Raw genomic sequence first — 26,088 nt, forward strand, 5'->3', positions numbered from 1 at the left:
GTCTCCTTATACGCGGCGTTTTTTCGGCGGACGGCAGCCGTTGTGAGGAACGGGCGTCGCGTCGGTGATGCTCTGTACGCGGAAGCCTGCGGCGTTGAGCGCACGCACGGCGGATTCACGGCCGGGTCCGGGACCCTTGACCAGCACGTCTACGTTCTTCACTCCATACTCGGCTGCAGCGGTCGCTGCACGTTCGCTTGCTACTTGAGCCGCGAACGGGGTGCTCTTGCGAGAACCACGAAAACCCGAACCACCGGCAGTCGCCCATGCGAGCGCGTTGCCCTGGCGGTCTGTGATCGTCACGATCGTGTTGTTAAAAGAGGCGTGGATATGAGCGATCGCATCCACTACCTGCTTTTTAACCTTTTTACGGTTACTGCGCGGGTTAGCCATGTTTGGAAGTATCCTGGTGTTAACGCATCACGCGTTATTTGCGAATCGGTTTACGCGGCCCCTTACGGGTACGCGCGTTGGTCTTGGTGCGCTGACCGCGCAACGGAAGACCACGACGATGGCGCAGACCACGGTAGCAACCCAGATCCATGAGACGCTTGATATTCAGCGTGATCTCACGGCGAAGGTCACCTTCTACGACGTACTTGCCGACTTCTACACGCAAAACGTCCAGCTGCTCGGGGGAGAGATCCCCGATCTTGGTGCTGGCTTCGATGCCAACAGCAGCACAGATCGCTTTGGAGCGAGTACGGCCAACGCCGTAGATGTAGGTCAGCGAGATCGCCGCATGCTTGTTGTCCGGGATATTGACGCCTGCAATACGGGCCATCAGCTTACTCCGAAGATTTGAGCGGCTTTGCTCGGTTAGTCATCTACAAAAAGGCGCAATAGCATACCTCTTGCTCACTACTGGAGCAAGAGGCATGCTCGCGCCGAGGTCAAAGACAGTGTCAGGGCGAAGATCTAGGATCAACCCTGGCGCTGCTTGTGCCGCGGTTCAGTGCAGATAACCCGCACAGCACCGCGACGGCGAATGATCTTGCAGTTACGGCAGATCTTTTTAACGGAAGCTCGAACTTTCATCGTTCACTCCAAAATGTCTAGCGGAGACATCAGCGCATGATGCCGCCGCTGCCATAGCCTTTGAGGTTGGCCTTCTTCATCACGGACTCGTACTGATGGGACATCAGATGCGATTGCACCTGGGCCATGAAGTCCATCACGACCACCACCACGATCAGTATCGACGTACCGCCGAAGTAGAAGGGCACCTGCCAGGCGACCATCAAGAACTGAGGCATCAGGGAGACGAACGTGATGTAAATAGCCCCGAACAGCGTCAACCGCGTCATCACCTTGTCGATGTAGCGCGCGGTCTGATCCCCCGGGCGGATACCCGGAAGGAAGGCTCCAGACTTCTTCAGGTTATCGGCAACGTCCTTCGGATTGAAGACCAGCGCCGTATAGAAGAAGCAGAAGAATACTACCGCGGCTGCAAAAAGCAAGATGTAGAGCGGCTGTCCTGGCCCAAGCGCCTGAGAGATGGTGGAAAGCCACCCCAATCCTTCGCCCTGACCGAACCACTGCCCGATGGACGCCGGGAAGAGCAGGATACTGGACGCGAAGATCGGCGGAATGACACCCGCCATGTTGACCTTCATCGGCAGATAGCTGCTCTGACCCGCATACATCTTGTTGCCCACCTGACGCCGCGGATAGTTCACCGTAATGCGGCGCTGGCCGCGTTCGATGAACACCACGAAAGCGACGGTGGCGACGCCGAGGAGCGCCAGCGCGAGCAGCGGCAGCACGTTCCAGGCGCCGTCGTTGCGCGCTAGTTCGAAGGCCTGCCCGACCGCACTGGGCATGCCAGCGACGATACCCGCGAAGATGATCAGCGAAATGCCGTTGCCGATCCCCTTCTCGGTGATCTGCTCACCGAGCCACATCAGGAACACCGCGCCAGCGACGAAGGTCACGATGGCGGTGAAGTAGAAGCTGATGTCGGCACTGTAAGCCACACCGCTCCCAACCAGTCCCACTGCCATGCCGACCGCTTGGATCAGTGCCAGTACGACCGTGCCGTAGCGAGTGTACTGGGTGATCTTGCGACGACCTGCCTCTCCTTCCTTCTTCAACTGCTCGAGATGGGGAGAGACTACCGTCAAGAGCTGCATGATGATCGACGCGGAAATGTACGGCATGATGCCGAGCGCGAAGATACTCATCCGCTCCAGCGCACCACCGGAGAACATGTTGAACAGGCTCAGGATGGTGCCCTGGTTTTCTCTGAAGAGGGCAGCGAGCTGGTCAGGATTGATACCGGGCACCGGAATGTGGGCACCGATCCGGTACACCACGAGCGCGATGATCACGAACCGAAGACGGGCCCAGAGTTCACTGAGGCCGCCCTGGCTACTGGCCGGTACGTTTCCTGACTTAGCCATTAGTCCTCTACCTTACCACCAGCGTTTTCGATCGCCGCGCGAGCACCCTTGGTGACTTTGATGCCACGCACGGTAACGGCACGGTCCAGCTCGCCAGAGAGAACGATTTTGGCGAAGCGGGTCGAGTCCTTGATCACGTTGGCTTCTTTCAGCGTCGCGAGATCGACGACCTCGCCATCGACCTTGGCCAGCTCGGAGAGGCGAACCTCTTCGGAGACCAGCGACTTGGCCGAGGTGAAGCCGAACTTCGGCAGACGACGCTGGAGCGGCATCTGGCCACCCTCGAAACCGGGCTTCACAGTCCCACCGGAGCGAGATTTCTGCCCTTTATGGCCGCGACCGCCAGTCTTGCCAAGCCCGGAGCCGATACCGCGCCCAAGGCGTTTTTCGGCATGCTTGGCGCCCGGTGCCGGACGCAAAGTGTTGAGCTTCATGGATTACTCCCCTTCGACTCGGACAAGGTAGTTAACCTTGTTGATCATGCCGCGAACGGCCGGAGTGTCTTCCAGTTCGACGGTGTGGCCGATACGGCGAAGACCCAGACCACGAACCGTGGCCTGATGTTTCTTGCCAGTGCCGATCACACTGCGGACCTGAGTAACTTTAAGCTTGCCTGACATGGTGCTTACCCCGTGATTGCAGCGACGGAGAGGCCACGCTTGGCAGCGACGTCCTCGGGCGAACGCATCGAAGCGAGCCCTTTGACGGTCGCACGCACCACGTTGACCGGATTGGTCGAACCGTAGCACTTGGCGAGGACGTCATGGACGCCGGCCAGCTCGAGGACGGAGCGCATGGCGCCACCGGCGATGATGCCGGTACCCTCGGATGCGGGCTGCATGAAGATCTTCGATGCGCCGTGACGGGCACGCACCGGATACTGCAGGGTGTGGCCCTTCAATTCGACTTTGACCATGCTGCGATGAGCCTGGTCCATCGCCTTTTGGATCGCGACCGGCACTTCACGCGCCTTGCCGCGGCCGAAGCCGACACGCCCTTTGCCATCGCCAACGACGGTCAGCGCGGTGAAGCCGAAGATACGGCCACCCTTGACCACCTTGGCGACGCGGTTGATCTGCACCAACTTCTCTTGCAGATCACCGCTGCCTTTCTGTTCGTTATTCGCCATCGTGAAACCCTTTAGAATTGCAGGCCGCCTTCACGCGCGGCATCGGCCAGAGCCTTGACGCGACCGTGGTATTTGAAGCCAGAGCGGTCGAAGGCCACTTCAGTGATACCCGCGTCCTTGGCACGCTCAGCGAGCAGCGATCCGACCTTGGCAGCCGCGTCGGCGTTGCCAGTGGCCGCTTCGCGCAGCGCCTTGTCGAGCGTAGAGGCGCTGACCAACACATGGCCGCCATCGGCGGAGATGATCTGCGCGTAGATGTGGCGCGGAGTGCGGTTGACGCACAGACGCACAACACCCAGCTCACGGATCTTCGCGCGCGCACGGCGGGCACGACGGAGACGAGATTCTTTCTTCGCGTTCATAACCCTGCCTTACTTCTTCTTGGCTTCTTTACGGCGAACCTGTTCGTCGCTGTAACGAACGCCCTTGCCCTTGTAGGGCTCCGGCGGACGGAAAGCGCGAATTTCTGCCGCGACCTGGCCGAGCTGCTGCTTGTCCGCGCTTTTCAGCACGATCGTGGTGTTACGCGGAGTCTCCGCGCTGACACCTTTGGGCAGCGTGTACTCAACCGGGTGAGAAAAGCCGAGCGAAAGGTTGATGGTCTGGCCATTAGCAGCGGCACGATAGCCGACGCCGTTGATCTCGAGGGTGCGCGAGAAACCTTCGCTCACTCCGACGACCATGTTGTTGACCAGTGCCCGAGTAGTGCCCGCCATGGCCCAGCTCTTGGCTTGAGCGCTGGGTGCGAAGGTCAGCTGACCTTCTTCCTGGCTGACGACGACATCGGCGTGAACGGTCAGTTCGAGCTGGCCCTGGCCGCCTTTCACGGTCAGGGTCTTATCGTTGATCTTCACTTCGACGCCGCTGGGCAGCTTTACCGGATATTTGGCAATCCTAGACATTTCTCACTCCTAGAATACGGTACAGATGACTTCACCGCCGACGCCGGCCTGACGCGCGGCACGGTCGGTCATCACGCCCTTGGAGGTGGAAACGATGGCGACGCCGAGACCGTCTGCGACCTTGGGCAATTCATCCTTGCCCTTGTAGATGCGCAGGGAAGGCTTGGAGACGCGCTGCAGGTGCTCGATGACCGGCTTGCCTTCGAAATACTTGAGGGTGACCTTCAGCTGCGGCTGAGTCTCACCGACGACAGCGAAGTCGGCGATGTATCCCTCTTCCTTCAGTACACGCGCCACTTCGACCTTGACCTTGGAGGACGGAATATCGACCGTCACCTTGGTGGCCTGCTGCGCGTTGCGGATACGAGTCAACATATCCGCCAGAGTGTCTTGCATGCTCATTGCTAGCGCTCCTCGCGTGCGTTACCAGCTGGACTTGGTCAAGCCGGGGACGTCGCCGCGCATTGCGGCTTCACGCAGCTTGTTACGGCCAAGGCCGAACTTGTTGTAGTAGCCGTGCGGACGGCCGGTGATACGGCAGCGGTTACGCTGACGGACCGGGCTCGAGTCACGCGGAAGGCTCTGCAGCTTGAGCTGAGCATCGAATTTCTCCTCGTCGGACGAGGAGACACTCTGGATGATTGCTTTGAGCTCCGCGCGGCGAGCTGCGTACTTCTTGACCAGCTGCGTGCGCTTGAGCTCACGCTCAATCATACTTTTCTTCGCCATTATTCCAGCCTTTATTTCTTGAACGGGAAGTTCAGCGCGCTAAGGAGCGCACGACCTTCTTCGTCGCTGTTGGCAGTGGTGGTAATCGTGATGTCCAGACCACGGATCCGGTCGATCTTATCATATTCGATCTCCGGAAAGATGATCTGCTCACGAACGCCCATGGAGTAGTTGCCGCGACCGTCGAAAGACTTCGGGTTGAGACCACGGAAGTCACGGACACGCGGGATCGCGATATTGACCAGACGGTCAAGAAAATCCCACATCCGCTCCTTGCGCAGCGTCACCTTGACGCCGATCGGCCAGCCTTCACGGACCTTGAAACCGGCGACGGATTTACGCGCCTTGGTCACGATCGGCTTTTGGCCGGAGAGCTTCTCCAAGTCCGCTGCAGCGTGCTCGATCAGCTTTTTATCGCTGGTCGCTTCACCAACACCCATGTTCAGGGTGATCTTGGTGATTTTCGGCACCTGCATCACGTTGGCGTAGCCGAAATGCTCCTTGAGCTGGGCTACCACCTCGTCTTTGTACTGCTGTTTCAAATTCGCCATTATCCCACCCGACTCGCGTTAGGCGTCGATCTGCTTTTGAGTCGACTTGAAGATACGGACCTTGGTACCGTCGTCCTTCAGCTGAAAGCCGACACGATCCGCCTTGCCGGTTTCCTGGTTGAAGATCGCGACGTTAGACTCGTGAATCGGAGCCTCACGTTCGACGATACCCCCCTGCTGACCGAGCATCGGGTTGGGCTTGGTGTGACGTTTAATCATGTTCACACCTGCGATGACGAACTTACCGTCTTTAAGCACACGCTTGACGGTACCGCGCTTGCCCTTGTCCTTGCCGGCGATGACGATTACCTCGTCGTCACGTTTGATCTTGCGCATTTTCCGCTCCGCTCCTTACAGCACTTCGGGCGCCAAGGAAATGATCTTCATGAACTTTTCAGTACGAAGCTCACGAGTAACCGGCCCAAAGATACGGGTGCCGATCGGCTGTTCGTTGGTGTTGTTCAACAGAACCGCCGCATTTCCATCGAAACGGATCAGCGAGCCGTCCGGACGGCGAACGCCGCTCGCGGTACGCACGACCACAGCCTTGAGTACTTGGCCTTTCTTTACACGGCCACGCGGAATCGCTTCCTTGACCGTGACCTTGATGACGTCGCCGATGCGCGCGTAGCGACGGTGAGAGCCGCCGAGCACCTTGATGCACTGGACCCGGCGCGCACCGCTGTTGTCAGCGACATCCAGCATTGTTTGCGTCTGAATCATCGGTTTTCTCCAAACCTAAACTGACTGCACTGGTAGGCAGCGGGCTCAGCCCTTGGCCTGTTCGATCACTTCGACCAGCGACCAGGACTTCATCTTGGAGATCGGGCGGCCTTCACGAATGGAGACCAGATCGCCAACCTTCGCCTGGTTGGTTTCGTCGTGGGCATGCAGCTTGGTGGAGCGCTTAACATACTTGCCGTAGATCGGGTGGCGCTCAGAGCGCTCGATCATCACGACGATGGACTTGTCCATCTTATCGCTCACAACCTTGCCGGTGAGCGTACGTGCTTGCGTTTCCTGGGACATCTTATTCACCTGCCTTCTGTTTGATCACAGTCTTCACGCGAGCGATCTCGCGACGCGTCTGCTTCAACAGATGGGTCTGGTTAAGCTGCCCCGTAGCCTTCTGCATACGCAGATTGAATTGCTCGCGCAGCAGCTCGAACAGCTGCTCTTTGAGCGCCTCGGCTGACTTTTCACGAAGTTCCTGAGCTTTCATCACATCACCGTCCGTTTCACGAAGGTAGTGGCAACGGGCATCTTCTGAGCAGCCAGAGTGAACGCCTCACGCGCCAGCTCTTCCGAAACGCCTTCGATCTCGTAAAGAACGCGACCGGGCTGGATCTGCGCAACCCAGTACTCCACCGACCCCTTACCTTTACCCATACGAACTTCGAGGGGCTTTTCCGAGATCGGCTTGTCCGGGAAGACGCGAATCCAGATCTTGCCACCACGCTTGACGTGACGGGTGATCGCACGACGACCGGCTTCGATCTGACGAGCGGTGAGACGACCACGGCCAGTGGCCTTGAGGCCGTACTCGCCGAAGCTCACGCTGCTACCGCGATTCGCCAGGCCACGGTTGCGGCCCTTGTGCTGCTTGCGAAATTTTGTACGCTTGGGCTGTAACATCGACTAATCCCCTTACTTTGAGCCTTTCTTCTTGGGAGCCGCAGGCTGCTGAGGCTGCTTGGCTTTCGCCCGCACTTCCTCGATGCCTCCGAGAATCTCTCCCTTGAAGACCCAAACCTTGACGCCGATGACGCCGTAGGTGGTATGCGCTTCATAGGTGGCGTAGTCGATGTCCGCGCGCAGTGTGTGAAGCGGAACACGGCCTTCACGATACCACTCGGTGCGCGCGATCTCGGCACCGCCAAGGCGACCGGAGAGCTGGATCTTGATGCCCTTGGCGCCGAGGCGCATGGCGTTCTGCACCGCACGCTTCATTGCACGGCGGAACATCACGCGGCGCTCGAGCTGGCCTGCGATGTTCTGCGCGACCAAGCGAGCGTCGAGCTCCGGCTTGCGAACTTCCTCGATGTTGACGTGCACCGGCACGCCCATCATCGAAGTCAGATCGCGACGAAGGCGATCGACGTCTTCGCCTTTCTTGCCAATCACGATGCCCGGACGAGCAGTGTGAATGGTGATGCGTGCATTGTTAGCCGGACGCTCGATGAGCACGCGGCTGACGGATGCATTCTTGAGACGATCCTCGATGAAGCTACGAACGGCGAGGTCGTTGTTCAGCTTGTCGGCATAAGCACCGCGCTCTGCGTACCAGACCGAAGTGTGGTCTTTGACGATACCGAGGCGAATACCGATTGGATGTACTTTTTGACCCATCTGGTCGACTCCTACTTCTCGGCTACCTTGACGGTGATGTGGCAAGAACGCTTCATGATGCGATCCGCACGGCCTTTGGCGCGCGGCTGAATGCGCTTGAGCGTCGTGCCCTCATCGACATAGATGGTCGAGACGCGAAGCTCGTCGATGTCCATGCCGTTGTTTTCTTCCGCGTTAGCGATGGCGGACTGAAGCACTTTCCGGACGATCACCGCCGCTTTCTTCGGCGAGAAGGTCAGGATGTCGAGCGCCTCAGCCACCGGCTTGCCGCGCACCTGATCAGCGACCAAACGGGCCTTCTGAGCGGACAGGCGAGCGCCGCGCAATTTTGCAGCTACTTCTTCCATTTCTCGGTCCTCTCTCACCGCTTGGCTTTCTTATCAGCCGCGTGGCCGCGATAAGTGCGGGTGGCAGCGAACTCGCCAAGCTTATGCCCCACCATCTCCTCGGAGACGTAGACCGGAACATGCTGGCGACCGTTATGGACGGCAATGGTGAGTCCTACCATGTTCGGCAGGATCATCGAACGACGCGACCAGGTCTTGATCGGTTTGCGGTCGTTCTTTTCCACAGCCGCCTCAACCTTCTTCAAAAGATGAAGGTCGATGAAGGGACCTTTCTTAAGTGAACGTGGCACAGCCGTTACCCCTTAAATTCTGTTACTTGGCCTTGCGGCGACGAACGATCAGTTTATCGGTGCGCTTGTTCTTACGAGTCTTATGACCCTTGGTCGGAACACCCCACGGAGAAACCGGGTGACGGCCTCCGCTGGTACGACCTTCACCACCACCGTGCGGGTGGTCGACCGGGTTCATTGCGACACCGCGAACTGTCGGACGCACACCTCTCCAGCGCTTGGCGCCGGCCTTGCCGAGTTGGCGCAGGCTGTGCTCCGAGTTGCCCACTTCGCCGAGGGTGGCGCGGCATTCGGAAAGAATGCGGCGCATCTCGCCGGAGCGCAGGCGCACGGTGGCGTAGTTGCCTTCGCGTGCGACCAGCTGAGCACTGGCACCGGCGCTACGGACGAGCTGGGCACCCTTGCCGGGCTTGAGCTCGATACAGTGGATGGTCGAACCAACCGGGATGTTGCGCAGCGGCAGGGTATTGCCCGCGCGGATTGCCGCATTGACGCCTGACTCAAGGCGATCACCGGCCGCAACGTTCTTCGGCGCGATGATGTAGCGACGCTCACCATCCGAGTACTTAAGCAGCGCGATATGGGCGCTACGGTTCGGGTCGTACTCCAGGCGCTCGACAACCGCCGGGATACCATCCTTGTTACGCTTGAAATCAACCAAGCGGTAATGCTGACGCTGGCCGCCACCGATGTGACGAGTGGTGATACGGCCATTGTTGTTGCGACCGCCGCTGCGCTTCTGCGCCTCGACCAGAGCGTCAACCGGGCGACCCTTGTAGAGGTCTGGGCTGACGATCTTCACCATGTGGCGACGGCCGGCGGACGTCGGTTTGGTCTTAACTACTGCCATGATCCGTTCTCCTGCCTCACTCGTTGCCAGTGAAGTCTTCGAGGGTCTCACCAGCGGCCAGGGTCACATAGGCTTTGCGATAGCCGCTGCGACGACCTTCGCCACGCGCGGTGCGCTTGACTTTGCCCTTGATGTTGAGCACCTGGACGGCCGCGACCTTCTTGCCGAAGAGAGCCTCGACGGCTTTCTTGATTTCCGGCTTGGTGGCGTCCGAGGCGACCTTGAACACATACTGATTGTTCTCGGCGGCGATGGCGGCCTTCTCGGTCATATGCGGCCCGAGCAGCACTTTGAATACGCGTTCCGGGTTCATCCCAGCTTCTCCTCGAACTTACGCAGAGCGGGCACGGTCACCAGCACCTTGTCGAAAGCGACCAGGCTGACCGGATCGACCGCGGCAACGTCGACGACAGCAACGTTGGGGATGTTGCGAGCGGCAAGGTAAAGGTTTTCATCGACCTCTTCGGTAACGATGAGCACCCTCTCCAACCCCAACTCCTGAAGCTTGGTGACGAGCTGCTTGGTCTTCGGAGAATCGACGACGAACTCGTTGATCGCGACCAGGCGCTCCTGACGGAGAAGCTCGGAAAGGATCGAACGCATCGCGGCGCGATACATCTTGCGGTTGACCTTCTGGGAATGATCCTGCGGGCGAGCCGCAAAGGTCACACCGCCGCTGCGCCACAGCGGGGAACGGATGGTGCCAGCACGTGCGCGACCAGAACCTTTCTGGCGCCACGGTTTCTTGCCACCACCTCTGACATCGGAGCGAGTCTTCTGCGCGCGGGAACCCTGACGAGCACCTGCCAGATAGGCGGTGACGACCTGGTGCACGAGAGGCTCGTTGAAATCCTTGCCAAAAGTCACGTCGGAAAGTTCGACGGCTTCAGCATTGGCACCTACGAGATTGAGATTCATCGGTACTTACCTCTCAGCGGGCTTTAACAGCGCTGCGCACGATCACTTGGCTGCCGGTTGCACCGGGGACAGCACCTTTGACCAGCAGCAGGTTGCGTTCAGCATCGACACGCACCACTTCAAGGCTTTGCACGGTCACGCGGGCGCTGCCCATGTGTCCTGCCATTTTCTTGCCCTTGAAGACGCGACCCGGGGTCTGGCACTGGCCAATGGAGCCAGGTGCACGGTGCGAGAGGGAGTTGCCGTGAGTCATGTCCTGAGTACGGAAGTTCCAGCGCTTGACCGCGCCCTGGAAGCCCTTACCCTTGGACGTACCGGTCACATCAATCTTCTGACCAGTTTCAAAGAGGGATACGGTGAATTCGCCGCCGACCTGGGGATCTTCCTCGCTTTCAGCGAGACGGAATTCCGCCAGAGTACGACCAGCTTCGACACCTGCTTTGGCGAACTGACCTGCAGCAGCCTTGGACAGATGCTTGGCCTTGCGCGAACCGGCAGTCACTTGGACGGCGCGATAGCCGTCAGACTCGAGAGTCTTGACGCTGGTGACGCGATTAGGCTCAACTTCGATGACGGTTACGGGCACGGAGGTGCCATCTTCGGTGAAGATACGGGTCATGCCGCTCTTCTTGCCGACCAAACCGATCGTCATGTTCAGTCTCCTTTAGTGTACGGGGCTATCACCCGCTATGGCTGCCCTTTCCAGAGCATTCCACTAGCACATTGTGTGGCGTCTCACGACGCGGCGGCCAACACGGCCGCAAGTGACTAGTGAGGGTGATTAATCAACCTTGATCTGCACATCGACGCCGGCGGCGAGATCAAGCTTCATCAGCGCATCGACCGTTTTCTCGGTCGGTTCGACGATGTCCAACACACGCTTGTGGGTGCGAATCTCGTACTGATCACGCGCGTCTTTGTTGACGTGCGGGGAGATCAGAACGGTATAACGCTCCCGATTGGTCGGCAGGGGGATCGGCCCACGCACCTGAGCACCGGTCCGCTTCGCGGTATCCACGATTTCCTGCGCGGACTGATCGATCAGGCGATGGTCGAACGCCTTCAGCCGAATGCGAATTTTCTGGTTCTGCATGTTGCCTTAACTCCAATGGGCAATACCCGCGCGCCATGATGATGCGCTAAGCAGCCTGTGAATGCGACGGCGCGAGCCGCCCACTCACGCTTGAAAGGATGCGCATTATATTCACCCTGAGGGGGTGAGTCAAACGCACATCGCACGAGAGGGACAGCCCGACATGAGAAAGGGGCCCGAGCCGGGCCCCTTTTGAATCGCCTTGCGATGTTACTCGACGATCTTGGCGACGACGCCAGCGCCGACGGTACGACCGCCTTCGCGGATAGCGAAGCGCAGGCCGTCTTCCATCGCGATCGGAGCGATCAGGGTGACAACCATCTTGACGTTGTCGCCCGGCATGACCATCTCGACACCTTCCGGCAATTCACAGGTACCAGTCACATCGGTGGTACGGAAGTAGAACTGCGGGCGATAGCCTTTGAAGAACGGCGTGTGACGGCCGCCTTCTTCCTTGGACAGGATGTAGACTTCGCTTTCGAACTTGGTGTGCGGAGTGATCGAGCCCGGCTTGGCCAGAACCTGGCCACGCTCGACGTCGTCACGCTTGGTACCGCGCAGCAGCGCACCGATGTTCTCACCCGCACGACCTTCGTCGAGCAGCTTACGGAACATCTCGACACCGGTAACGGTAGTCTTGGTGGTGTCACGCAGACCAACGATCTCGACTTCTTCGCCAGTCTTGACGATGCCGCGCTCGACACGACCGGTGACCACGGTACCGCGGCCAGAGATCGAGAACACGTCTTCGATCGGCATCAGGAACGGACGGTCGATGGCACGCTCCGGCTCAGGGATGTAGTCATCCAGTGCCTTGATCAGGTTGGTAACGGCGGTGGTGCCCATGCCGTTATCGTCCTTGCCTTCGAGCGCCATCAGCGCGGAGCCGATGATGATCGGGGTGTCGTCACCCGGGAAGTCGTACTCGCTGAGGAGCTCACGAACTTCCATCTCGACCAGCTCGAGCAGCTCTTCGTCGTCGACCATGTCGGCCTTGTTCAGGAACACGACGATGTAGGGTACGCCCACCTGACGCGACAGCAGGATGTGCTCGCGGGTCTGCGGCATGGGGCCGTCAGCTGCGGAGCAGACCAGGATCGCGCCGTCCATCTGAGCGGCACCGGTGATCATGTTCTTGACGTAGTCGGCGTGCCCAGGGCAGTCGACGTGCGCGTAGTGACGGACTTCCGACTGGTACTCGACGTGAGCGGTGGCGATGGTGATACCGCGCTCGCGCTCTTCCGGAGCGTTGTCGATGGTGTCGAAAGCGCGCCATTCACCGCCGAAGACTTCCGCGGAGACGCGGGTCAGTGCCGCAGTCAGGGTGGTCTTACCATGGTCGACGTGACCGATGGTACCGACGTTTACGTGCGGTTTGGAACGTTCAAATTTTGCCTTAGCCACTGCTATAACCTCGTTTGAGCTATGGGTTATTTCTGATTGATGACGGCTTCGACGACGCTGGACGGCGCCTCATCGTACTTCGCAAACTCCATGGAGTAGCTTGCGCGGCCCTGGGTCTGCGAACGCAGGTCGGTCGCGTAACCGAACATCTCACCCAGCGGCACCATTGCACGGATGACTTTACCAGAAGAGGAGTCATCCATACCCTGCACCAGGCCACGGCGGCGGTTCAAATCGCCCATCACATCGCCCATGAAGTCCTCAGGCGTCACCACCTCGACTCGCATGATCGGCTCGAGCAGAACCGCGCCAGCCTTGCGCGCGCCTTCCTTGATCGCCATCGACGAGGCGATCTTGAAGGCATTTTCGTTCGAGTCGACATCGTGGTAGGAACCATCGAACAGCGCGACTTTGACGTCGATCATCGGGTAACCCGCGATGACGCCGTTCTGCAGCTGCTCGAAAGCGCCCTTCTCGACTGCGGGAACGTATTCCTTCGGCACCACCCCACCGACGATCTCGGAGGTGAACTTGAAGGTCATTTCCTCGTCGCCACCCTTGTCGGCCTCGGTCAGCGGCTCGATACGAAGCCACACGTGACCGAACTGACCGCGCCCACCGGACTGGCGAACGAACTTGCCTTCCTGCTCGACGCTCTTACGAATCGTCTCGCGATAGGCAACCTGCGGCTTGCCGATGTTCGCCTCGACTTTGAACTCGCGACGCATACGGTCGACGATGATGTCGAGGTGCAGCTCGCCCATCCCGGAGATGATGGTCTGACCGCTCTCCTCGTCGGTCTTGACGCGGAAGGAAGGATCCTCCTGCGCAAGCTTGCCGAGGGCGATACCCATCTTCTCCTGATCAGCCTTGGACTTCGGCTCGACGGCGACCGAGATCACAGGCTCAGGGAACTCCATCCGCTCCAGCACGATCTTGTTATCGATGGCGCAAAGAGTATCACCGGTAGTGACATCCTTGAGCCCGACGCAGGCAGCGATGTCACCCGCGAGGATCTCTTTGATCTCTTCGCGCGTGTTCGCATGCATCTGAACGATACGACCGATGCGCTCTTTCTTCTCCTTAACGGAGTTGTAGACGCTATCGCCCGAGCTCAGCACGCCCGAATAGACGCGAACGAAGGTCAGCGTACCGACGAACGGGTCGGTTGCGATCTTGAACGCGAGCGCGGCGAAAGGGGCGTTGTCATCGGCCTCACGGGTCTCGATGGTGCCTTCCTTGTCGTTCAGCTCACCCTCGATCGCCTTGACCTCGAGCGGAGAAGGAAGATATTCGACGACCGCGTCGAGCACTGCCTGCACGCCCTTGTTCTTGAACGCGGAGCCGCAGGTGATCAGTACGATCTCGTTGTCGAGGGTACGACGACGCAGACCGGCCTTGATCTCTTCCTTGGTCAGCTCGCCCTCGTCGAGGTACTTCTCCATCAGCTCGTCCGAGGCCTCGGCCGCGGCTTCGATCATCTGCTCGCGGTAGGTCTCAGCGGTCTCGCGGAGCTCGTCGGGGATATCGACGAGTTCGTAGGTGAGCCCCTGATCGGCGTCGTTCCAGAGGATCGCTTTCATCTCGAGCAGATCGACGACGCCCTTGAACTCTTCTTCAGCGCCCCAGTTGATCTGGATCGGCACGGCGTTGCAGTTCAAGCGATCCTTGAGCTGCTCGACGACCTTGAAGAAGTCCGCACCCGCGCGGTCCATCTTGTTGACGAAGACCATGCGCGGCACTTCGTACTTGTTCGCCTGGCGCCAAACGGTTTCGGTCTGGGGCTGCACACCGGAGGAGCCGCAGAGCACGACCACGGCGCCATCGAGCACGCGCAGGGAACGTTCGACCTCGATGGTGAAGTCGACGTGTCCAGGGGTGTCGATGATATTGATGCGGTGCTCGTCGAACTGCTGGTTCATCCCCTTCCAGAAGGTCGTCACAGCAGCGGAGGTGATGGTGATACCACGCTCCTGCTCCTGCTCCATCCAGTCGGTGGTTGCAGCGCCGTCATGGACTTCGCCGATCTTGTGCGAGAGACCGGTATAGAAAAGCACGCGCTCGGTCGTAGTGGTCTTGCCCGCATCGACGTGCGCGACAATCCCGATATTGCGATAGCGCTTAAGGGGAGTCTTGCGTGCCACGATAGTGTGTCCTGTTGGTTGGAAGCCTCGTCCTTCACCGGCGGGGCCATCGCGAGGAGAAGCCCCGCGACGGCCGAACGACGCGGATCAGAAACGGTAGTGCGAGAACGCCTTATTGGCCTCGGCCATACGGTGGACGTCTTCGCGCTTCTTGACGGCGGCACCTTTTCCTTCCGCTGCATCCAGGATCTCGCCAGCAAGACGCTGCTCCATGGTCTTCTCACCACGCGAACGCGCAGCGTCGACCATCCAGCGCATAGCCAGCGCCTGACGACGGGAAGGACGTACTTCCACAGGCACCTGGTAGGTGGCACCACCTACGCGACGCGACTTGACCTCGACCATCGGCTGGATAGCTTCCAGCGCTTTTTCGAACAGATCCAGCGGCTCGGCATCTTTGGAGCGAGTGGCAACCCGGTCGAGCGCGCCATAAACGATGCGCTCGGCAACGGACTTCTTGCCGCTGATCATCAGATGGTTCATGAACTTGGCCAGCCGCTCACTTCCGAACTTGGGATCCGGAAGAATGTCGCGTTTTGCGGCAATACGACGTCTAGGCATGATAAGCCCTCGGTGAAGGGTCCTTCAGGTAAACCTGGCCACTGAGACCAGCCTTACTCTTATCAGACCAGAATGAAATCAGGATTTCGGACGCTTGGTGCCGTACTTCGAACGGCCCTGCTTACGGTTCTGGACGCCAGAGGTATCCAGAGCGCCGCGCACGGTGTGATAACGCACACCGGGCAAGTCCTTCACACGACCGCCGCGAATCAGCACGACCGAGTGTTCCTGCAGGTTGTGACCCTCACCACCGATGTAGGAGGTGACTTCGAAGCCGTTGGTCAAACGCACGCGGCAAACTTTACGCAGCGCCGAGTTCGGCTTCTTCGGGGTCGTGGTGTATACGCGGGTGCAAACCCCACGTTTCTGGGGGCAGGCCTGAAGCGCCGGGACGTCACTCTTGGTGACGGGGCGCTTGCGCGGCTTGCGCACCAGCTGGTTGACGGTTGCCATTAAGTTACTCACTCCAAATAGCGATGCAATGATACTGCCACTACCCACCCGGGCAGCTTGATAGCGAAAAAAGACGGACTTCTCCCGCTATTAAAGGCTGCGAATTCTACGGGCTTCGCAACCTGAGCGTCAAGCCCGGGCGAAGCTCTTCGCCCGGGCTTGACGATTTCATCCACTACAGACGTCTTCAGTCTTCGTCGGCATCCAGCGCGGTCAGCTGCTCGCCGAGCTGCTGTTCGATGTCGAGCGCGGTCGGGTGCAGCACGCGATCGGACTCCTCGCGCCGGCGCCGACGCTCGGCGTGATGCGCAAGACCGGTACCGGCAGGGATCAGGCGACCGACGACCACGTTCTCCTTCAGGCCGCGAAGGAAGTCGCGCTTGCCGGTGACCGAGGCCTCTGTGAGCACGCGAGTGGTCTCCTGGAACGATGCCGCGGAGATGAACGACTCGGTGGCAAGCGAAGCCTTGGTGATCCCCAGCAGTACGCGCTCGTACTTGGCCGGGAAACGGTTCGCTGCCGCGAGGCGCTCATTTTCCTCGAGCACCCGGAAGAACTCGACCTGGTCGCCCTGGATCAGCTCGCTGTCGGCGGCATCGGTGACTTCGACCTTGCGCAGCATCTGACGCACGATCACTTCGATGTGCTTGTCGTTGATGCCCACGCCCTGCAGCCGGTAGACATCCTGGATCTCGGCGGTGATGTACTTCGCCAGCTCCGAGACGCCAAGCAGGCGCAGGATATCGTGCGGGTTGCTCGGGCCGTCCGAGATCACTTCGCCCTTCTCGACGTTCTCACCCTCGAAGACGCTGATCTGGCGCCATTTCGGGATCAACATCTCGAACGGGTCGCCCTCGCTCGGGGTGATCGTCAGGCGGCGCTTGCCCTTGGTCTCCTTGCCGAAGGTCACGGTCCCTGAGATCTCGGCGAGGATCGCCGGCTCCTTGGGCTTGCGAGCTTCGAACAGATCGGCGACGCGCGGCAGACCACCGGTGATGTCCTTGTTACCGGAAGCCTCCACCGGCATGCGCGCAACGACTTCACCCACGTCGATCTTGGCGCCGTTGTCGACCGAGACGATCGCGTTGCCGGGCAGCATGTACTGCACCGGCGTGTTCGAGCCAGGCAGGGTGACGTGCTGTCCCTTCTCGTCGACCAGCATGATCATCGGCCGCTTGTCACGACCGGAGGTCGGACGGCTACCAGCCTCGATGATCTCGATCGAGGAAAGGCCGGTCATCTCATCCACCGTACGGTGCATGGTCTGACCTTCTTCCATCTCGGAGAACTGAATGCTCCCCGTGACCTCGGCGATGATCGGGTGAGTGTGCGGGTCCCATTTGGCGACGATCTGTCCAGCCTCGACCACATCGCCATCGCGAACCGAAAGCTCGGCGCCATAGGGCAGCTTGTAATACTCGCGCTCACGCCCGTGGTCATCGGCGACCGCCAAGGCGCTGGAGCGGGACACCACCACCAGCTTGCCGTCTCCACGCTCGACCGATTTCATGTTGTGCAGGCGAACGCTGCCGCCGTGCTTGACCTGTACGCTGTCCACTGCGGACGCACGCGAGGCGGCACCGCCGATGTGGAAGGTACGCATGGTCAGCTGGGTACCCGGCTCACCGATCGACTGCGCGGCGATGACCCCGACCGACTCACCGACGTTGACCAGATGCCCGCGGGCCAGATCACGGCCGTAGCACTGCGCGCAAACCCCGTGAGTGGTCTCGCAGGTGATGGTGCTGCGCACCACGATCTCATCGACGCCCATGGTGTCGAGCCGCGAGCACCACTCTTCGTCGAGCAGGGTGCCGCGCGGAATCAGCACGTTATCCTGACCATCGAGTACGTCCTGGGCGGTCACTCGGCCCAGCACACGCTCGGCGAGCGAGACGATGACATCGCCGCCTTCGATCACCGGGTGCAGGGTCAGGCCTTCTTCGGTGCCGCAATCGATGTCGGTGATCACCACGTCCTGGGCGACATCGACCAGGCGGCGAGTGAGGTAACCCGAGTTGGCGGTCTTGAGCGCGGTGTCCGCCAGACCTTTACGCGCACCGTGAGTCGAGATGAAGTACTGGAGTACGTTCAGGCCTTCACGGAAGTTCGCGGTGATCGGCGTCTCGATGATCGAGCCGTCCGGCTTGGCCATCAGGCCACGCATGCCAGCGAGCTGACGGATCTGGGCCGCGCTACCACGAGCGCCCGAGTCAGCCATGATGAAGACGCTGTTGAACGAATCCTGTTCGACTTCCTCGCCCTTGCGATTGATGACGCTCTCCTTGGAGATGCCCACCATCATCGCCTTGGCGACCTTGTCGTTGGCCTTCGACCAGATGTCGATGACCTTGTTGTACTTCTCGCCAGCAGTGACCAGGCCGGAGGAGAACTGATCTTCGATCTCCTTCACTTCCTGCTCGGCGGCATCGATGATCGAGGCCTTGGAGGCCGGAATGACGAAATCGTTGACCCCGATCGATGCACCCGACCAGGTCGCCATGCGAAACCCGGTGTACATCAGCTGGTCAGCGAGAATGACCGCATCCTTCAGGCCGACACGACGATAGGCAGTATTGATCAGCTGCGAGATCGCCTTCTTCTTCATCGGCCGGTCGATGATGTCGAAGCTCATGCCCTTGGGCAGGATCGTGAACAGCAGCGCGCGGCCGACAGTGGTGTCGCGAATCGCGGTGTTCTCGGTGAGCTCACCACTCTCTTCGTCCTTGATCCACTCGGTCAGGCGTACCTTGATCCGAGCATGCAAGGCGACACTCTGGGTGCCGAAGGCGCGCTCGACCTCGCTCAGGTTCGAGAACACCATGTCCTCGCCCTTCGCGCCGATCTTCTCGCGGGTCATGTAGTAGAGACCGAGCACCACGTCCTGCGACGGCACGATGATCGGGTCACCGTTGGCCGGCGAAAGCACGTTGTTGGTCGACATCATCAGCGCACGAGCTTCGAGCTGGGCTTCCAGCGTCAGCGGCACGTGGACCGCCATCTGGTCACCGTCGAAGTCAGCGTTGTAAGCCGCGCAGACCAGCGGGTGGAGCTGGATCGCCTTGCCTTCGATCAGCAGCGGCTCGAAAGCCTGGATGCCGAGGCGGTGCAGGGTCGGCGCACGGTTGAGCAGCACCGGGTGCTCGCGAATGACGTCGGCGAGGATATCCCACACCTCGGGCACTTCGCGCTCGACCATCTTCTTGGCGGCCTTGATCGTCGACGCCTGGCCATTGAGCTGCAGCTTGGAATAGATGAACGGCTTGAACAGCTCGAGCGCCATCTTCTTCGGCAAGCCGCACTGATGCAGGCGCAGAGCCGGCCCGACGGTGATGACCGAACGACCGGAGTAGTCGACGCGCTTGCCGAGCAGGTTCTGGCGGAAACGCCCCTGCTTGCCCTTGATCATGTCGGCGAGCGACTTCAGCGGGCGCTTGTTCGACCCGGTGATCGCACGGCCGCGGCGACCGTTGTCGAGCAGCGCATCGACCGACTCCTGCAGCATGCGCTTCTCATTGCGCACGATGATGTCCGGCGCGTTGAGATCGAGCAGCCGCTTGAGGCGGTTGTTACGGTTGATCACCCGACGATAGAGATCGTTGAGATCGGAGGTGGCGAACCGGCCACCGTCGAGCGGCACCAGCGGGCGCAGGTCGGGCGGCAGCACCGGCAGCACTTCCATCACCATCCAGGCCGGCTTGTTGCCGGACTTGAAGAAGGCTTCGAGCAGCTTGAGCCGCTTGGAGAGCTTCTTCACCTTGGTGTCGGAATTGGTCTGCGGAATTTCTTCGCGCAGCCGCTCGATCTCCTCGCCAAGCTCGATATCGGCAAGCAGTGCCTGGACAGCCTCGGCACCCATACGCGCGTCGAAGTCGTCGCCGAACTCCTCGAGAGCCTCGAAATACTGCTCGTCGTTGAGCAGCTGGCCTTTCTCGAGCGTAGTCATGCCCGGGTCTATGACCACGAAGGACTCGAAGTAGAGCACCCGCTCGATGTCACGCAAGGTCATGTCGAGCAGCATGCCGATACGGCTTGGCAGCGACTTGAGGAACCAGATGTGAGCGACCGGCGAGGCCAGTTCGATATGCCCCATGCGCTCGCGGCGCACTGCGGCCTTGGTCACTTCGACGCCGCACTTCTCGCAGATGATGCCGCGGTGCTTCATGCGCTTGTACTTGCCGCAGAGGCACTCGTAGTCCTTCACTGGGCCGAATATCTTGGCGCAGAACAGGCCATCACGCTCGGGCTTGAACGTCCGATAGTTGATGGTTTCCGGCTTCTTGACCTCGCCGTAGGACCACGAACGAATCATTTCCGGTGAGGCGAGCGATATCTTGATCGAGTCGAACTCTTCCGACTGCGCCTGCGATTTGAGTACTTTCACCAAATCTTTCATTAGGTCGGCTCCGCTGCGGAGTTTTCATGGGCGGACCAGTGAGGCGATCGCCACACTGGTCCGCGGACCATCAGATAAAACGGTCGTACGACCGGGAGCGTCCTGAGTTCAGGACTCCAGCTCGATGTCGATGCCCAGCGAGCGGATCTCCTTGACCAGCACGTTGAACGACTCCGGCATGCCGGCCTGCATAGTGTGGTCGCCGTCGACGATGCTCTTGTACATCTTGGTCCGGCCTTCGACGTCGTCGGACTTGACGGTGAGCATTTCCTGCAGGGTGTAGGCCGCGCCGTAGGCTTCCAGCGCCCAGACCTCCATCTCGCCGAAGCGCTGTCCGCCGAACTGCGCCTTGCCGCCGAGCGGCTGCTGGGTGACCAGCGAGTACGAACCGGTGGAACGGGCGTGCATCTTGTCGTCGACCAGGTGATTGAGCTTGAGCATGTACATGTAGCCCACCGTCACCGGTCGATCGAACCGTTCGCCGGTGCAGCCGTCGTAGAGCTCCAGCTGGCCGGACTCCGGCAGATCGGCGAGCTTGAGCAGCCCTTTGATCTCGTGCTCCTTGGCGCCGTCGAATACCGGCGTCGCGATCGGCACACCCTTGGAGAGGTTCTTGGCCAGCGCGATCATCTCTTCGTCGCTGAGCTCGTCCAGCGCCTCATGGCGACCACCGGTGCCGTTGTAGACCTGGTCGAGGAAGCCGCGAATCTCCTTGAGTTGCTGGCCCCGGGCATCCTTCAGCATCCGGTCGAGCTTCTCGCCGAGCCCATGGGCGGCCATGCCCAGGTGGGTCTCGAGGATCTGGCCGACGTTCATGCGCGAAGGTACGCCAAGCGGGTTGAGCACGAAGTCGACCGGCACGCCGTTGGCATCGAAGGGCATGTCCTCGACCGGCTTGATCGCCGAGATGACACCCTTGTTGCCGTGACGGCCAGCCATCTTGTCGCCCGGCTGGATGCGACGCCTGACCGCCAGATAAACCTTGACGATCTTCAGCACGCCCGGCGCGAGGTCGTCGCCCTGGGTCAGCTTGCGACGCTTGTCCTCGAAGCGCTCGTCCATCTCCTTGCGCCGACCCTCGAGCTGCTCGTTGGCCTGGGCCAGCAGCTCGTTGAGCGCTTCATCCTGCATCCGCAGGCTGAACCACTGGGCGCGCGGCAGCTCGCTGAGATAAGCGTCGTCGAGCACGTCGCCTTTCTTCAGCTTCGGCCCACCGTTGACCGGCTGACCACCAAGCGAATTGCGCAGACGCTCGAAGGTCGCGTTCTCGGCGATGCGGTAGGTCTCCTGGAGATCCTTGCGCACTTCGTCGAGCTGCATCTTCTCGATCGCAAGCGCACGCTGGTCCTTCTCCACGCCGTCACGAGTGAACACCTGCACATCGATGACGGTGCCACGCATACCGGTGGAGGCACGCAGAGAGGTGTCCTTCACGTCGGAAGCTTTCTCGCCGAAGATCGCACGCAGCAGCTTCTCTTCCGGGGTCAGCTGGGTTTCGCCCTTGGGCGTGACCTTGCCGACCAGGATGTCGCCGGGATTGATCTCGGCGCCGATGTAGACCACACCGGACTCGTCCAGCTTGCTCAACGCGGCTTCGCCGACGTTGGGAATGTCAGACGTGATCTCTTCCGCCCCGAGCTTGGTATCGCGGGAAACGCAGGTCAGCTCCTGGATGTGGATCGTGGTGAAGCGATCCTCTTGGACCACGCGCTCGGAAATCAGGATCGAGTCTTCGTAGTTGTAGCCGTTCCAGGGCATGAACGCGATGCGCATGTTCTGGCCCAGCGCCAGGTCACCGGTATCGACCGAGGTGCCGTCGGCGAGGATATCGCCACGTGCCACCTGATCGCCGGGACGCACGATCGGGCGCTGGTTCTGGCAGGTGTTCTGGTTCGAGCGGACGTACTTGGTCAGGTTGTAGATATCCACACCTGCCTCACCACCGACCACTTCGTTCTCATCGACACGGATGACGATGCGCTTGGCATCGACGGAATCGACCTTGCCACCGCGGCGGGCGATAGCGCAGACGCCGGAGTCACGGGCAACGAAGCGCTCCATGCCGGTACCGACGAGAGGTTTCTCGGCACGCAGGGTGGGCACCGCCTGACGCTGCATGTTCGAGCCCATCAGCGCGCGGTTGGCGTCATCGTGCTCGAGGAACGGAATCAGCGCCGCCGCGACCGACACGACCTGGCGCGGAGAAACATCCATCAGGGTCACCTTGTCCGGTGCCATGAAGGTAGTCTCGCCACGGTGCCGGACCTGGACCAGGTCATCGACCAGCCGACCGCTCTCATCCACCGAAGCGGAGGCCTGGGCGATGATGTAGTCGCCCTCCTCGATCGCCGAGAGATGGACCAGCTCGTCGGTCACCTGGCGGTCCACCACCTTGCGATACGGAGTCTCGAGGAATCCGTAGCTGTTGGTGCGCGAGTAGGTCGCCAGCGAGTTGATCAGGCCGATGTTCGGGCCTTCCGGCGTTTCGATCGGGCACAAGCGGCCGTAGTGGGTGGCATGAACGTCGCGCACCTCGAAGCCTGCACGCTCACGGGTCAGGCCGCCCGGCCCAAGCGCGGAGACACGGCGCTTGTGAGTGACCTCGGAGAGCGGGTTGTTCTGGTCCATGAACTGGGACAGCTGGCTCGAACCGAAGAACTCCTTCACCGCAGCCGCCACCGGCTTGGCGTTGATCAGGTCCTGCGGCATCAGGCCTTCGCTCTCGGCCATCGACAGGCGTTCCTTGACCGCACGCTCGACGCGCACCAGGCCGACACGGAACTGGTTCTCGGCCATTTCGCCGACGCTTCTGATGCGGCGGTTACCGAGGTGGTCGATATCGTCGACGTCGCCGAAGCCATTACGGATATTGATCAGCTCCTTGAGCACGTCGAGGATGTCGGCGTGGTCGAGGACACCGGAGCCAGTATCGCTGTCGCGACGCAGGCGGCGGTTGAACTTCATCCGGCCCACCGCAGACAGGTCGTAGCGGTCGGCGGAGAAGAACAGGTTGTTGAACAGCGACTCGGCGGCTTCCTTGGTCGGCGGCTCGCCGGGACGCATCATCCGGTAGATCTCGACCAGCGCTTCGAGCTGCGAGCTGGTCGGATCGACCCTCAACGTATCGGAGATGAACGGACCGGTATCGAGATCGTTGGTGTAGAGCGTTTCGATCTGCGTGATCCCGGCCTTGCCGATGCTCTCGATGAGTTCGGGGGTGAGCTCGGTATTGCACTCGCAGATCAGCTCGCCCGTCGAGGGATTGACCTGGTCTTTGGCAAGGGTCTTACCGACGAGGTAGTCCAAGGGGACGCGCAGACGCTGGATACCCGCCTTTTCAAGCTGGCGAATATGCTTCTGGGTGATCCGCCGGCCTTCCTCGACGATCACGTTGAGCTGCTCGTCACGGATTTCGAACGATGCGGTTTCACCACGAAGGCGAGCCGGCACCAGATCCACGCTGAAGCCAGAGTCCTCGATGCGGAAAACGCTGGTCTCGAAGAAGGTGCCGAGGATCTCTTCACCGGTCAAGCCCAGCGCGCGCAGCAGCACCGTGGCCGGCAGCTTGCGGCGACGGTCGATACGAACGAAGACGTTGTCCCGCGGGTCGAACTCGAAGTCGAGCCAGGAGCCGCGATAGGGAATGATGCGCGCTGAATAGAGCAGCTTGCCCGACGAGTGGCTCTTGCCCTTGTCGTGGTCGAAGAAGACCCCCGGGCTGCGATGCAGCTGCGAGACGATGACGCGCTCGGTACCGTTGATGATGAAGGTCCCGTTCTCGGTCATCAGGGGGATTTCCCCCATGTAGACTTCCTGCTCCTTGATGTCCTTGACCGCCTTGTTGGAAGACTCACGGTCGTAGATGATCAAGCGTACCTTGACCCGCAGCGGTGCGGAGTAGGTCACTCCGCGAAGCTGGCATTCCTTGACGTCGAACGCGGGCGTGCCGAAACGATAGCTCACGTACTCGAGCGCGGCATTGCCAGAGAAACTCTCGATCGGGAACACGGAGTTGAAAGCGGCGTGCAGACCGATGTCGAGACGTTCGGCGAACGGCTTGTCCTGCTGGAGGAAGTCGTAGTAGGAATCAAGCTGGATGGCCAGCAAGTAAGGCACATCCATCACTTGGGGCAGTTTGCCGAAATCCTTGCGGATGCGTTTTTTCTCAGTGTATGAGTAAGCCATCTGTATTCCCCAGCTTGTTCACCATAAGTGACCGGCGTGGTCGGCACGCGGTGACGAGGACGCCCCCGTCAGGCGCCAACGGCAAGCCCCTCGAAGGAGGGAGGCTCGCCGTTGAGAATTCGGTCGGACAGCGTGGGCGATTCACGACGCGAAACGCCGCTCCCGCGCTTTTCCGATGACATCTAGCCGTTGCCTTGCGAATTTCGCTGCCGTCTGATGCACCGGCTTGCAACGGAAAAAGGCCGGCGGCGGAGAACCGCCACCAGCCGTGTACGCAAGCTAAGCCGCGTACGTAGCGATACGCATGAACGTTACTTGAGTTCCGCGGTAGCGCCAGCTTCTTCGAGCTTTTTCTTCGCAGCTTCTGCGTCATCCTTGGACAGAGCTTCTTTGATGGTCGCCGGAGCGCCATCAACAGCAGCCTTGGCTTCTTTCAGACCCAGACCGGTGATTTCGCGAACAGCCTTGATGACGTTGACTTTCTTCTCGCCAGCTTCTTTCAAGATCAGGTCGAATTCGGTCTGCTCTTCAACTGCTTCGGCAGCTGCGGCCGGGCCAGCGACAACGGCCGCTGCGGCGGAAACGCCGAATTTTTCTTCCATCGCAGTGACCAGATCGGCCACTTCCATGACGGACATTTCGGCGACTGCGTTGATGATATCGTCTTTGCTAAGTGCCATGATTACATTCCTAGACTTTGCGGAGCAACTGTTGCTCGAGCGTGATTTTGGACGTTCGCACCCGTACGGGCGGACAAGATGAAAGAAAACAACCGCTTATGCGGCTTCTTCCGATTGTTTCTTGTCGCGCAGCGCAGCGAGAACGCGGGCCAGTTTGCCGGCGGAAGCTTCTTTCATCACCGACATCAGTCTGGCGAGCGCTTCATCGCGTGTCGGCAGAGCGGCCAGGCGATCGATCTGTTCAGCCGGGATGAGCTCGCCATCGTACGCCAATGCTTTGACGTCGAACTTCTCCTGCTTCTTGGCGAACTCCTTGAGCAATCGGGCGCCAGCGCCAGGGTGCTCCATGGAAAACGCAAGAAGGGTCGGGCCGACGAACGACTCGTTCAGGCACTCATACGAGGTGCCTGCGAGCGCACGGCGCGCCAGCGTATTGCGCACGACGCGCAGCTGGACGCCATTCTCGCGTGCCTGTTTACGCAATTCTGTCATTGCGTCTACAGTCACTCCGCGAGAGTCGGCAACGACGACGGAGAGCGCGGCGCTAGCGGCTTCGCTGACTTCAGCGACGATCGCCTTCTTGCCTTCAAGACCTAATGCCACTGTCTTCACTCCTTCGTACCGGAGAGCGACCGAAACGAATCCGATCACCACCCCGGGGTTGCCATATCCCAGAGCGTAGACACGACCGAAATCGCGCGGCGC

The 26,088-nt window shown here is 60.3% G+C and carries 33 protein-coding genes; all 33 read right to left on the reverse strand.

The genetic code is table 11. From position 1 onward, the window contains the following. Positions 1-6 precede the first annotated feature (6 nt). The 33 genes from rpsK to rplJ all read right to left on the reverse strand — a co-directional run bounded on the left by rpsK (position 7) and on the right by rplJ (position 25,986). Positions 7-393 (reverse strand): 30S ribosomal protein S11, encoded by a 387-nt coding sequence (gene rpsK / locus A5892_RS19405; RefSeq protein WP_027349316.1) that lies wholly within the window; start codon positions 391-393, stop codon positions 7-9. 34 nt (positions 394-427) lie between these two features. Then, entirely contained in the window at positions 428-784 is a 357-nt protein-coding gene (gene rpsM / locus A5892_RS19410; RefSeq protein ID WP_064124183.1) for a 30S ribosomal protein S13, read from the reverse strand. Between the two features lie 140 nt (positions 785-924). After that, positions 925-1,038, reverse strand: coding sequence for a 50S ribosomal protein L36 (gene rpmJ / locus A5892_RS20045; RefSeq protein WP_077373351.1), 114 nt, complete (start codon positions 1,036-1,038; stop codon positions 925-927). A gap of 29 nt (positions 1,039-1,067) precedes the next feature. After that, positions 1,068-2,402, reverse strand: a complete 1,335-nt coding sequence (gene secY / locus A5892_RS19415) for a preprotein translocase subunit SecY (protein ID WP_027349314.1) — start codon at positions 2,400-2,402, stop codon at positions 1,068-1,070. After that, the gene (gene rplO, locus A5892_RS19420) at positions 2,402-2,836 is read right to left on the reverse strand and encodes a 50S ribosomal protein L15 (protein ID WP_064124184.1); all 435 of its coding nucleotides are present in this window, start codon (positions 2,834-2,836) and stop codon (positions 2,402-2,404) included. Before rplO ends, secY begins: the two co-directional genes overlap by 1 nt. A gap of 3 nt (positions 2,837-2,839) precedes the next feature. Further along, the gene (gene rpmD / locus A5892_RS20050) at positions 2,840-3,022 is read right to left on the reverse strand and encodes a 50S ribosomal protein L30 (protein ID WP_081803395.1); all 183 of its coding nucleotides are present in this window, start codon (positions 3,020-3,022) and stop codon (positions 2,840-2,842) included. Positions 3,023-3,027: 5 nt separating this feature from the next. Further along, on the reverse strand, positions 3,028-3,531 hold the full coding sequence (rpsE, locus tag A5892_RS19425) for a 30S ribosomal protein S5 (RefSeq protein WP_027349312.1): 504 nt from the start codon (positions 3,529-3,531) through the stop codon (positions 3,028-3,030). Positions 3,532-3,542: 11 nt separating this feature from the next. Beyond that, positions 3,543-3,893, reverse strand: a complete 351-nt coding sequence (gene rplR / locus A5892_RS19430; RefSeq protein ID WP_064124185.1) for a 50S ribosomal protein L18 — start codon at positions 3,891-3,893, stop codon at positions 3,543-3,545. Positions 3,894-3,902: 9 nt separating this feature from the next. Then, positions 3,903-4,433 carry a 50S ribosomal protein L6 gene (gene rplF, locus A5892_RS19435; RefSeq protein ID WP_064124186.1) on the reverse strand — a complete coding sequence of 177 codons (531 nt, stop codon included), beginning with the start codon at positions 4,431-4,433 and terminating at the stop codon, positions 3,903-3,905. Positions 4,434-4,442: 9 nt separating this feature from the next. After that, on the reverse strand, positions 4,443-4,835 hold the full coding sequence (gene rpsH, locus A5892_RS19440; protein WP_027349309.1) for a 30S ribosomal protein S8: 393 nt from the start codon (positions 4,833-4,835) through the stop codon (positions 4,443-4,445). A gap of 21 nt (positions 4,836-4,856) precedes the next feature. Then, positions 4,857-5,162, reverse strand: coding sequence for a 30S ribosomal protein S14 (gene rpsN / locus A5892_RS19445; protein WP_064124187.1), 306 nt, complete (start codon positions 5,160-5,162; stop codon positions 4,857-4,859). Between the two features lie 11 nt (positions 5,163-5,173). Next, positions 5,174-5,713 carry a 50S ribosomal protein L5 gene (rplE, locus tag A5892_RS19450; protein ID WP_027349307.1) on the reverse strand — a complete coding sequence of 180 codons (540 nt, stop codon included), beginning with the start codon at positions 5,711-5,713 and terminating at the stop codon, positions 5,174-5,176. An 18-nt stretch (positions 5,714-5,731) separates the two neighbouring features. Beyond that, on the reverse strand, positions 5,732-6,049 hold the full coding sequence (gene rplX, locus A5892_RS19455) for a 50S ribosomal protein L24 (protein ID WP_027349306.1): 318 nt from the start codon (positions 6,047-6,049) through the stop codon (positions 5,732-5,734). Between the two features lie 15 nt (positions 6,050-6,064). Beyond that, the gene (rplN, locus tag A5892_RS19460; RefSeq protein ID WP_027349305.1) at positions 6,065-6,436 is read right to left on the reverse strand and encodes a 50S ribosomal protein L14; all 372 of its coding nucleotides are present in this window, start codon (positions 6,434-6,436) and stop codon (positions 6,065-6,067) included. Between the two features lie 45 nt (positions 6,437-6,481). Beyond that, positions 6,482-6,742, reverse strand: a complete 261-nt coding sequence (gene rpsQ, locus A5892_RS19465; RefSeq protein WP_027349304.1) for a 30S ribosomal protein S17 — start codon at positions 6,740-6,742, stop codon at positions 6,482-6,484. A gap of 1 nt (position 6,743) precedes the next feature. Continuing rightward, positions 6,744-6,935, reverse strand: coding sequence for a 50S ribosomal protein L29 (gene rpmC, locus A5892_RS19470; RefSeq protein WP_027349303.1), 192 nt, complete (start codon positions 6,933-6,935; stop codon positions 6,744-6,746). Continuing rightward, a complete protein-coding gene (gene rplP / locus A5892_RS19475) occupies positions 6,935-7,348 on the reverse strand; it encodes a 50S ribosomal protein L16 (RefSeq protein WP_064124188.1) in 414 nt (137 codons plus the stop codon). Before rplP ends, rpmC begins: the two co-directional genes overlap by 1 nt. Before the next feature lie 12 nt (positions 7,349-7,360). Then, a complete protein-coding gene (gene rpsC / locus A5892_RS19480) occupies positions 7,361-8,062 on the reverse strand; it encodes a 30S ribosomal protein S3 (protein ID WP_027349301.1) in 702 nt (233 codons plus the stop codon). 11 nt (positions 8,063-8,073) lie between these two features. Continuing rightward, positions 8,074-8,409, reverse strand: a complete 336-nt coding sequence (gene rplV, locus A5892_RS19485; protein ID WP_027349300.1) for a 50S ribosomal protein L22 — start codon at positions 8,407-8,409, stop codon at positions 8,074-8,076. A 14-nt stretch (positions 8,410-8,423) separates the two neighbouring features. Then, a complete protein-coding gene (rpsS, locus tag A5892_RS19490; RefSeq protein WP_027349299.1) occupies positions 8,424-8,699 on the reverse strand; it encodes a 30S ribosomal protein S19 in 276 nt (91 codons plus the stop codon). Positions 8,700-8,721: 22 nt separating this feature from the next. After that, a complete protein-coding gene (gene rplB / locus A5892_RS19495) occupies positions 8,722-9,549 on the reverse strand; it encodes a 50S ribosomal protein L2 (RefSeq protein WP_064124189.1) in 828 nt (275 codons plus the stop codon). 16 nt (positions 9,550-9,565) lie between these two features. Next, complete coding sequence (rplW, locus tag A5892_RS19500) at positions 9,566-9,862, reverse strand: 50S ribosomal protein L23 (RefSeq protein ID WP_027349297.1); 297 nt, start codon at positions 9,860-9,862, stop codon at positions 9,566-9,568. Next, entirely contained in the window at positions 9,859-10,467 is a 609-nt protein-coding gene (gene rplD / locus A5892_RS19505; protein ID WP_064124190.1) for a 50S ribosomal protein L4, read from the reverse strand. The genes rplW and rplD overlap by 4 nt, the downstream gene beginning before the upstream one ends. 13 nt (positions 10,468-10,480) lie before the next feature. Further along, positions 10,481-11,119 carry a 50S ribosomal protein L3 gene (gene rplC, locus A5892_RS19510; RefSeq protein WP_064124191.1) on the reverse strand — a complete coding sequence of 213 codons (639 nt, stop codon included), beginning with the start codon at positions 11,117-11,119 and terminating at the stop codon, positions 10,481-10,483. Positions 11,120-11,248: 129 nt separating this feature from the next. Then, entirely contained in the window at positions 11,249-11,560 is a 312-nt protein-coding gene (gene rpsJ / locus A5892_RS19515) for a 30S ribosomal protein S10 (RefSeq protein ID WP_025733376.1), read from the reverse strand. Positions 11,561-11,770: 210 nt separating this feature from the next. Beyond that, positions 11,771-12,964: an elongation factor Tu gene (tuf, locus tag A5892_RS19520; protein ID WP_027349294.1), complete on the reverse strand. Its 1,194-nt coding sequence runs from the start codon at positions 12,962-12,964 to the stop codon at positions 11,771-11,773. A gap of 26 nt (positions 12,965-12,990) precedes the next feature. Continuing rightward, positions 12,991-15,108: an elongation factor G gene (fusA, locus tag A5892_RS19525; RefSeq protein WP_064124192.1), complete on the reverse strand. Its 2,118-nt coding sequence runs from the start codon at positions 15,106-15,108 to the stop codon at positions 12,991-12,993. An 87-nt stretch (positions 15,109-15,195) separates the two neighbouring features. Further along, positions 15,196-15,669 carry a 30S ribosomal protein S7 gene (gene rpsG, locus A5892_RS19530; protein ID WP_064124193.1) on the reverse strand — a complete coding sequence of 158 codons (474 nt, stop codon included), beginning with the start codon at positions 15,667-15,669 and terminating at the stop codon, positions 15,196-15,198. A gap of 78 nt (positions 15,670-15,747) precedes the next feature. Continuing rightward, positions 15,748-16,122, reverse strand: coding sequence for a 30S ribosomal protein S12 (gene rpsL / locus A5892_RS19535; protein ID WP_027349291.1), 375 nt, complete (start codon positions 16,120-16,122; stop codon positions 15,748-15,750). 187 nt (positions 16,123-16,309) lie between these two features. Beyond that, entirely contained in the window at positions 16,310-20,518 is a 4,209-nt protein-coding gene (rpoC, locus tag A5892_RS19540) for a DNA-directed RNA polymerase subunit beta' (RefSeq protein ID WP_064124194.1), read from the reverse strand. A 108-nt stretch (positions 20,519-20,626) separates the two neighbouring features. Next, the gene (gene rpoB, locus A5892_RS19545) at positions 20,627-24,703 is read right to left on the reverse strand and encodes a DNA-directed RNA polymerase subunit beta (RefSeq protein ID WP_064124195.1); all 4,077 of its coding nucleotides are present in this window, start codon (positions 24,701-24,703) and stop codon (positions 20,627-20,629) included. A gap of 311 nt (positions 24,704-25,014) precedes the next feature. Continuing rightward, positions 25,015-25,383, reverse strand: a complete 369-nt coding sequence (gene rplL / locus A5892_RS19550; RefSeq protein ID WP_064124196.1) for a 50S ribosomal protein L7/L12 — start codon at positions 25,381-25,383, stop codon at positions 25,015-25,017. A 96-nt stretch (positions 25,384-25,479) separates the two neighbouring features. Beyond that, the gene (gene rplJ / locus A5892_RS19555) at positions 25,480-25,986 is read right to left on the reverse strand and encodes a 50S ribosomal protein L10 (RefSeq protein WP_064124197.1); all 507 of its coding nucleotides are present in this window, start codon (positions 25,984-25,986) and stop codon (positions 25,480-25,482) included. Positions 25,987-26,088: the final 102 nt, after the last annotated feature.

Origin of the sequence: Halotalea alkalilenta (assembly GCF_001648175.1) — a bacterium.
Classification (GTDB): Bacteria; Pseudomonadota; Gammaproteobacteria; order Pseudomonadales; family Halomonadaceae; genus Halotalea; species Halotalea alkalilenta_A.

What these genes read in the sequence shown, in the direction of transcription:
- rplN (WP_027349305.1), bottom strand. Translation starts at nt 6,436, where the DNA reads ATGATTCAGACGCAAACAATGCTGGATGTCGCTGACAACAGCGGTGCG.
- rpoB (WP_064124195.1), bottom strand. Translation starts at nt 24,703, where the DNA reads ATGGCTTACTCATACACTGAGAAAAAACGCATCCGCAAGGATTTCGGC.
- rplO (WP_064124184.1), bottom strand. Translation starts at nt 2,836, where the DNA reads ATGAAGCTCAACACTTTGCGTCCGGCACCGGGCGCCAAGCATGCCGAA.
- rplV (WP_027349300.1), bottom strand. Translation starts at nt 8,409, where the DNA reads ATGGAAGAAGTAGCTGCAAAATTGCGCGGCGCTCGCCTGTCCGCTCAG.
- rplE (WP_027349307.1), bottom strand. Translation starts at nt 5,713, where the DNA reads ATGGCGAATTTGAAACAGCAGTACAAAGACGAGGTGGTAGCCCAGCTC.
- rplB (WP_064124189.1), bottom strand. Translation starts at nt 9,549, where the DNA reads ATGGCAGTAGTTAAGACCAAACCGACGTCCGCCGGCCGTCGCCACATG.
- rpsQ (WP_027349304.1), bottom strand. Translation starts at nt 6,742, where the DNA reads ATGTCCCAGGAAACGCAAGCACGTACGCTCACCGGCAAGGTTGTGAGC.
- rpoC (WP_064124194.1), bottom strand. Translation starts at nt 20,518, where the DNA reads ATGAAAGATTTGGTGAAAGTACTCAAATCGCAGGCGCAGTCGGAAGAG.
- rpmC (WP_027349303.1), bottom strand. Translation starts at nt 6,935, where the DNA reads ATGAAAGCTCAGGAACTTCGTGAAAAGTCAGCCGAGGCGCTCAAAGAG.
- rplP (WP_064124188.1), bottom strand. Translation starts at nt 7,348, where the DNA reads ATGTTACAGCCCAAGCGTACAAAATTTCGCAAGCAGCACAAGGGCCGC.
- rplX (WP_027349306.1), bottom strand. Translation starts at nt 6,049, where the DNA reads ATGCGCAAGATCAAACGTGACGACGAGGTAATCGTCATCGCCGGCAAG.
- rplL (WP_064124196.1), bottom strand. Translation starts at nt 25,383, where the DNA reads ATGGCACTTAGCAAAGACGATATCATCAACGCAGTCGCCGAAATGTCC.
- rpsC (WP_027349301.1), bottom strand. Translation starts at nt 8,062, where the DNA reads ATGGGTCAAAAAGTACATCCAATCGGTATTCGCCTCGGTATCGTCAAA.
- rplR (WP_064124185.1), bottom strand. Translation starts at nt 3,893, where the DNA reads ATGAACGCGAAGAAAGAATCTCGTCTCCGTCGTGCCCGCCGTGCGCGC.
- rpsM (WP_064124183.1), bottom strand. Translation starts at nt 784, where the DNA reads ATGGCCCGTATTGCAGGCGTCAATATCCCGGACAACAAGCATGCGGCG.
- rpsH (WP_027349309.1), bottom strand. Translation starts at nt 4,835, where the DNA reads ATGAGCATGCAAGACACTCTGGCGGATATGTTGACTCGTATCCGCAAC.
- rpsE (WP_027349312.1), bottom strand. Translation starts at nt 3,531, where the DNA reads ATGGCGAATAACGAACAGAAAGGCAGCGGTGATCTGCAAGAGAAGTTG.
- rpsL (WP_027349291.1), bottom strand. Translation starts at nt 16,122, where the DNA reads ATGGCAACCGTCAACCAGCTGGTGCGCAAGCCGCGCAAGCGCCCCGTC.
- secY (WP_027349314.1), bottom strand. Translation starts at nt 2,402, where the DNA reads ATGGCTAAGTCAGGAAACGTACCGGCCAGTAGCCAGGGCGGCCTCAGT.
- rpsK (WP_027349316.1), bottom strand. Translation starts at nt 393, where the DNA reads ATGGCTAACCCGCGCAGTAACCGTAAAAAGGTTAAAAAGCAGGTAGTG.
- rpsG (WP_064124193.1), bottom strand. Translation starts at nt 15,669, where the DNA reads ATGCCTAGACGTCGTATTGCCGCAAAACGCGACATTCTTCCGGATCCC.
- rplW (WP_027349297.1), bottom strand. Translation starts at nt 9,862, where the DNA reads ATGAACCCGGAACGCGTATTCAAAGTGCTGCTCGGGCCGCATATGACC.
- rpsN (WP_064124187.1), bottom strand. Translation starts at nt 5,162, where the DNA reads ATGGCGAAGAAAAGTATGATTGAGCGTGAGCTCAAGCGCACGCAGCTG.
- rplC (WP_064124191.1), bottom strand. Translation starts at nt 11,119, where the DNA reads ATGACGATCGGTTTGGTCGGCAAGAAGAGCGGCATGACCCGTATCTTC.
- rpsJ (WP_025733376.1), bottom strand. Translation starts at nt 11,560, where the DNA reads ATGCAGAACCAGAAAATTCGCATTCGGCTGAAGGCGTTCGACCATCGC.
- rplD (WP_064124190.1), bottom strand. Translation starts at nt 10,467, where the DNA reads ATGAATCTCAATCTCGTAGGTGCCAATGCTGAAGCCGTCGAACTTTCC.
- rpmD (WP_081803395.1), bottom strand. Translation starts at nt 3,022, where the DNA reads ATGTCAGGCAAGCTTAAAGTTACTCAGGTCCGCAGTGTGATCGGCACT.
- rplF (WP_064124186.1), bottom strand. Translation starts at nt 4,433, where the DNA reads ATGTCTAGGATTGCCAAATATCCGGTAAAGCTGCCCAGCGGCGTCGAA.
- rpmJ (WP_077373351.1), bottom strand. Translation starts at nt 1,038, where the DNA reads ATGAAAGTTCGAGCTTCCGTTAAAAAGATCTGCCGTAACTGCAAGATC.